This is a genomic window from Tabrizicola sp. (assembly GCF_031377265.1).
GTDB lineage: Bacteria > Pseudomonadota > Alphaproteobacteria > Rhodobacterales > Rhodobacteraceae > JAUYQR01.
Genome location: NZ_JANMET010000219.1, coordinates 1 through 3,221, shown reverse-complemented (window position 1 = coordinate 3,221; position 3,221 = coordinate 1). Strand labels below are relative to the sequence as shown.

Annotated in this window: 6 protein-coding genes and 1 pseudogene; 4 read left to right on the top strand and 3 right to left on the bottom strand. The window is 62.7% G+C overall.

Going from position 1 to position 3,221, the window contains the following annotated elements; genetic code table 11:
* Positions 1-363: aconitase family protein (locus RMO18_RS13075; RefSeq protein WP_309666444.1), on the bottom strand; the 363-nt coding region annotated here is incomplete at its 3' end.
* 229 nt (positions 364-592) lie between these two features.
* On the opposite strand from RMO18_RS13075, the gene RMO18_RS13070 reads away from it, so the two are divergent.
* Positions 593-1,210, top strand: coding sequence for a heme-binding protein (locus RMO18_RS13070; RefSeq protein ID WP_309666443.1), 618 nt, complete (start codon positions 593-595; stop codon positions 1,208-1,210).
* On the opposite strand, the gene RMO18_RS13065 is transcribed toward RMO18_RS13070, so the two are convergent.
* Together RMO18_RS13065 and RMO18_RS13060 are read right to left on the bottom strand one after the other, a co-directional pair.
* Entirely contained in the window at positions 1,197-1,406 is a 210-nt protein-coding gene (locus RMO18_RS13065; RefSeq protein ID WP_309666441.1) for a helix-turn-helix transcriptional regulator, read from the bottom strand. The two genes, RMO18_RS13070 and RMO18_RS13065, sit on opposite strands and share 14 nt — an antisense overlap.
* Complete coding sequence (locus RMO18_RS13060; protein ID WP_309666440.1) at positions 1,406-1,936, bottom strand: DUF2975 domain-containing protein; 531 nt, start codon at positions 1,934-1,936, stop codon at positions 1,406-1,408. The genes RMO18_RS13065 and RMO18_RS13060 overlap by 1 nt, the downstream gene beginning before the upstream one ends.
* A gap of 70 nt (positions 1,937-2,006) precedes the next feature.
* Here RMO18_RS13060 and RMO18_RS13055 point away from each other — a divergent pair, with 70 nt between their 5' ends.
* The 3 genes and pseudogenes from RMO18_RS13055 to RMO18_RS13045 all read left to right on the top strand — a co-directional run.
* Complete coding sequence (locus RMO18_RS13055; protein WP_309666438.1) at positions 2,007-2,555, top strand: hypothetical protein; 549 nt, start codon at positions 2,007-2,009, stop codon at positions 2,553-2,555.
* 101 nt (positions 2,556-2,656) lie between these two features.
* Positions 2,657-3,088 carry a ribosome silencing factor gene (rsfS, locus tag RMO18_RS13050; protein ID WP_309666436.1) on the top strand — a complete coding sequence of 144 codons (432 nt, stop codon included), beginning with the start codon at positions 2,657-2,659 and terminating at the stop codon, positions 3,086-3,088.
* Positions 3,088-3,221 (top strand): annotated as a pseudogene (locus tag RMO18_RS13045) (23S rRNA (pseudouridine(1915)-N(3))-methyltransferase RlmH); the annotation flags it as partial. The gene rsfS and the pseudogene RMO18_RS13045, both read left to right, overlap by 1 nt.

Genomic DNA, 3,221 nt, shown 5'->3' with positions numbered 1-3,221 from the left:
CCAGCCCTGTTCCGGGCCGACGATGTGGACGATGCCCTGGCGCACGTCGGACACCGGGTAATAGTGAATGCCGAAATCCTTGGCATTCTTGTCCAGCGCGGCAACCTGAACCCGGCTGTCTTCGGTCATCGTTGCGGCATTTGCGCGGTCCAGCGTGGTGGGCACGTTATGGTCCGGCACGGCGATGGTCTTTTCCGGCGCACGAACCTTGCGGCCGGTCATCCGCAGGCCTTCGAAGGCTTGCGGGCTGGTCACCTCATGCACGAGGTGGCGGTCGATATACAGAAGGCAGGTGCCATCTTCGGCCTCGTGGACGACATGGTCATCCCAGATCTTGTCATACAGCGTGCGCGGAGCGGTCATGGCTCATCTCATTTGTTTGGCGAATGGGGAACGGGTGACGCGGAGGAGGGGGCGTCAGGCAAGTCGTGCGAGGACAGACCGGTTCAACGCGGTGAACCGCCACGGCAGGCGGTCATGGTCGGCAATGTCGAAAAAGCGGATCATGGGTGGCGAAATACGCCTTTGCCCCTCGCAAAGCAAGGGCGGGGCGCACATCTAAAGGTGAAGTCGGAACCTGAGGGGGCATGTCATGCGTTGGATGCTTGCGCTGATGCTTGTGATCGGCACCTTGAGCCCGGTGGAGGCAGAGATGTACAATGGCAACGAGACGCCCGACTATACCGTGGAGGTGACGGACGGCGCGTTTGAGATTCGCCAATACCCGCCCCACATCGCCGCAGAGGTGACGGTGTCGGGCAGCCGCGATGCGGCGATCAACGCCGGGTTCCGGGTGCTGGCGGGCTATATCTTCGGCGGCAACGAGGCCAAGGCGAAGGTGGCGATGACCACGCCGGTGACGCAAGCGCCGTCGGAAAAGATCGCGATGACGACGCCGGTCACGCAAACCGGATCGGATCACGGCTGGACGGTGCAGTTCATGATGCCCGCGGCCTACACGCTCGACACCCTGCCAAAGCCGAACGACAGCCGCATCCGGCTTGTCACCACCAAGCCCGTCCGCATGGTGGTGCTGCGGTTTTCCGGCATCCCTACAACCGCGTCACTGGCCAGCCGGACCGAGGAATTGCGCGCCTGGGCCAAGGCAAAAGGTCTTGCGACCACCGGCGAGCCGCAGTTCATGTTCTACGACGCGCCGTTCAAGCTGCCGTGGAAGCGGCGCAACGAGGTCGCGTTCAGGCTGGAGTGACCGCCTCCAGAATATCCCCCGGCTGACAGTTCAGTGCTCTGCAAATTGCAGCAAGGGTGTCGAATCGGATGCCCTTCACCTTGCCGGATTTCAACAGGCTCAGGTTCTGTTCGGTGATCCCCACCTTTTCGGCCAACTCGCGCGAACGCATCTTGCGCTTGGCCAGCATCACATCCAGCCGGACCACGATTTCCATCAGACGAACCCTTCGTTTTCGGCCTTTACCCTTGCGGCTTCGCGCATCACCCAGCCGATCACGGTCAGCAACCCCGCCGACAGAACAAACCCGAGCGTGCCGCCATCAAGGCCGATCTGCAGCGTCTTTTGCGCTGCATTCCAGCTTAGCGCCAGAACCTGCAAGGTCGGCACCAGCACTGTCGCGGCGGCAACCAGCAACATCGCGCGGCCGATGCGCAGAATGTCGTCGGCGCTGCCGTCGCTGAGAATTTCGCCCCGGCGATAGCGGTTGAACAGGCTGGCCATTGCCAGAAAGGCCGAAGTCATCGGCAGCACTGCAGCAACCGCAATGGCCGCGACCAGCAGCGCCTGAACCTTGGTGACCGGCGTATCAGCCGCCAGAACCGGATATTGCGCCAGCATCGTCGCCGGATCGAAGTATCCCCGCAGCACGGCAATGATGACGATCAAGGGCAGCAGATAGACCAGCACCATCGCGGTCCAGTAAAGCCAGGATGACAGTGTGACGATGCGGTTCAGATCGGGCATGACGAATCCTCTTTAAGCAATTAAAATTTACTGTAATACAATAAACTTTAGACGTCAAAGGAGATTCGCCATGAAACCCGTCCTCGCCTTCCTTATACTGTCGGCCTGCGCCTCGGTGGTGCCCGGCACTGTTGCGCGCCTTGCCACGCTTGACCCGTTGACGGCTGATCCTGCCGCCATCGAAGTGGCGGTGATCCTGCCGCCGGGGCTGGCGGTGGTGCCCGGCAGCGCAAAGCTGGAGTTTGGTGCCACGCGGGGCGCGGAAAGCCGAAAGGGCAGTTTCACACTGCGCGACATTGCGGCCACGCCGGATGTGGCCGCCCCGAAAGGTTCCAGCGCCCGGGTCTTTGCCCTGACCACGACGGATGCAGCGCAGATGCGGGCGTTGCAGGCCGAGATTTCCGCATGGAAACGCGAGGGCAAGGCGCAAGGCAGCCTTGGTCTTGGGATTGGCGGTTGTGCCACCGGGGCGGGTCCTGCGGCGGATGCCACCGGGTCGGTGCTGATCCGTCTGGACAAGGACGCGCCGTTTTTGCCGCTGATCCGCGAGGGGCGGTTGGCCGACATTCTGGGTGCCGATGTGCTGGCCGCGATCCAGCCTTGCAAAGGCCCCAACTGAAAGATAGACCCCGCGCCTTCGCCCCGTCGGTTGAGATTGCGCCCTTTGGGTGGTAGCCTTGTCACAGACACCCGGCGCGGGGGTTCCTTGCCGCGTGTTCCATGGAGGACGATGTCCTGTCTCATTCTGACCCCGCGACCGGCCTTCCGGTCGGCCCGCGCCCGGCAAACCCGGTGACGCCGGATTACACCCCAGAGCAGGTTCTGGCCGCCGTGCTTGAATCGCTTGACGATGACAAGGCCGAAGAGGTCGTGCAGATCGATCTGCGCGGGCGTTCGGACGTGGCAGATTACATGGTGATCTGTTCGGGCCGCTCGTCGCGTCAGGTGGCCTCGATCTCGGAAAAGCTGGCTGACCGGCTGAAGCTTGATTTCCACATCAGCGCCCGCATGGAAGGCAAAGAGACCGGCGATTGGGTGCTGATCGACGCATCCGATGTGATCGTCCACGTCTTCCGCCCTGAAGTGCGCGACTTCTATCAGCTTGAAAAGATGTGGCTTCCCAGCGGCGCCACCCAGGCCGCGCAGATCTGATGCGCCTGCACCTTTGCGCCGTGGGCCGGTTGCGTACCGGGCCCGAACGCATGTTGGTGGACGATTATCTGCAGCGCTGCGACCGCACCGGGCGGCCCTTGGGGCTTGGCCCGGTGACCGAGCATGAGGTCGA

Excerpts from the sequence above, each read along its gene's own strand:
- rsfS (WP_309666436.1), top strand. The coding sequence starts at position 2,657 with ATGGAGGACGATGTCCTGTCTCATTCTGACCCCGCGACCGGCCTTCCG.
- RMO18_RS13055 (WP_309666438.1), top strand. The coding sequence starts at position 2,007 with ATGAAACCCGTCCTCGCCTTCCTTATACTGTCGGCCTGCGCCTCGGTG.
- RMO18_RS13060 (WP_309666440.1), bottom strand. The coding sequence starts at position 1,936 with ATGCCCGATCTGAACCGCATCGTCACACTGTCATCCTGGCTTTACTGG.
- RMO18_RS13070 (WP_309666443.1), top strand. The coding sequence starts at position 593 with ATGCGTTGGATGCTTGCGCTGATGCTTGTGATCGGCACCTTGAGCCCG.
- RMO18_RS13065 (WP_309666441.1), bottom strand. The coding sequence starts at position 1,406 with ATGGAAATCGTGGTCCGGCTGGATGTGATGCTGGCCAAGCGCAAGATG.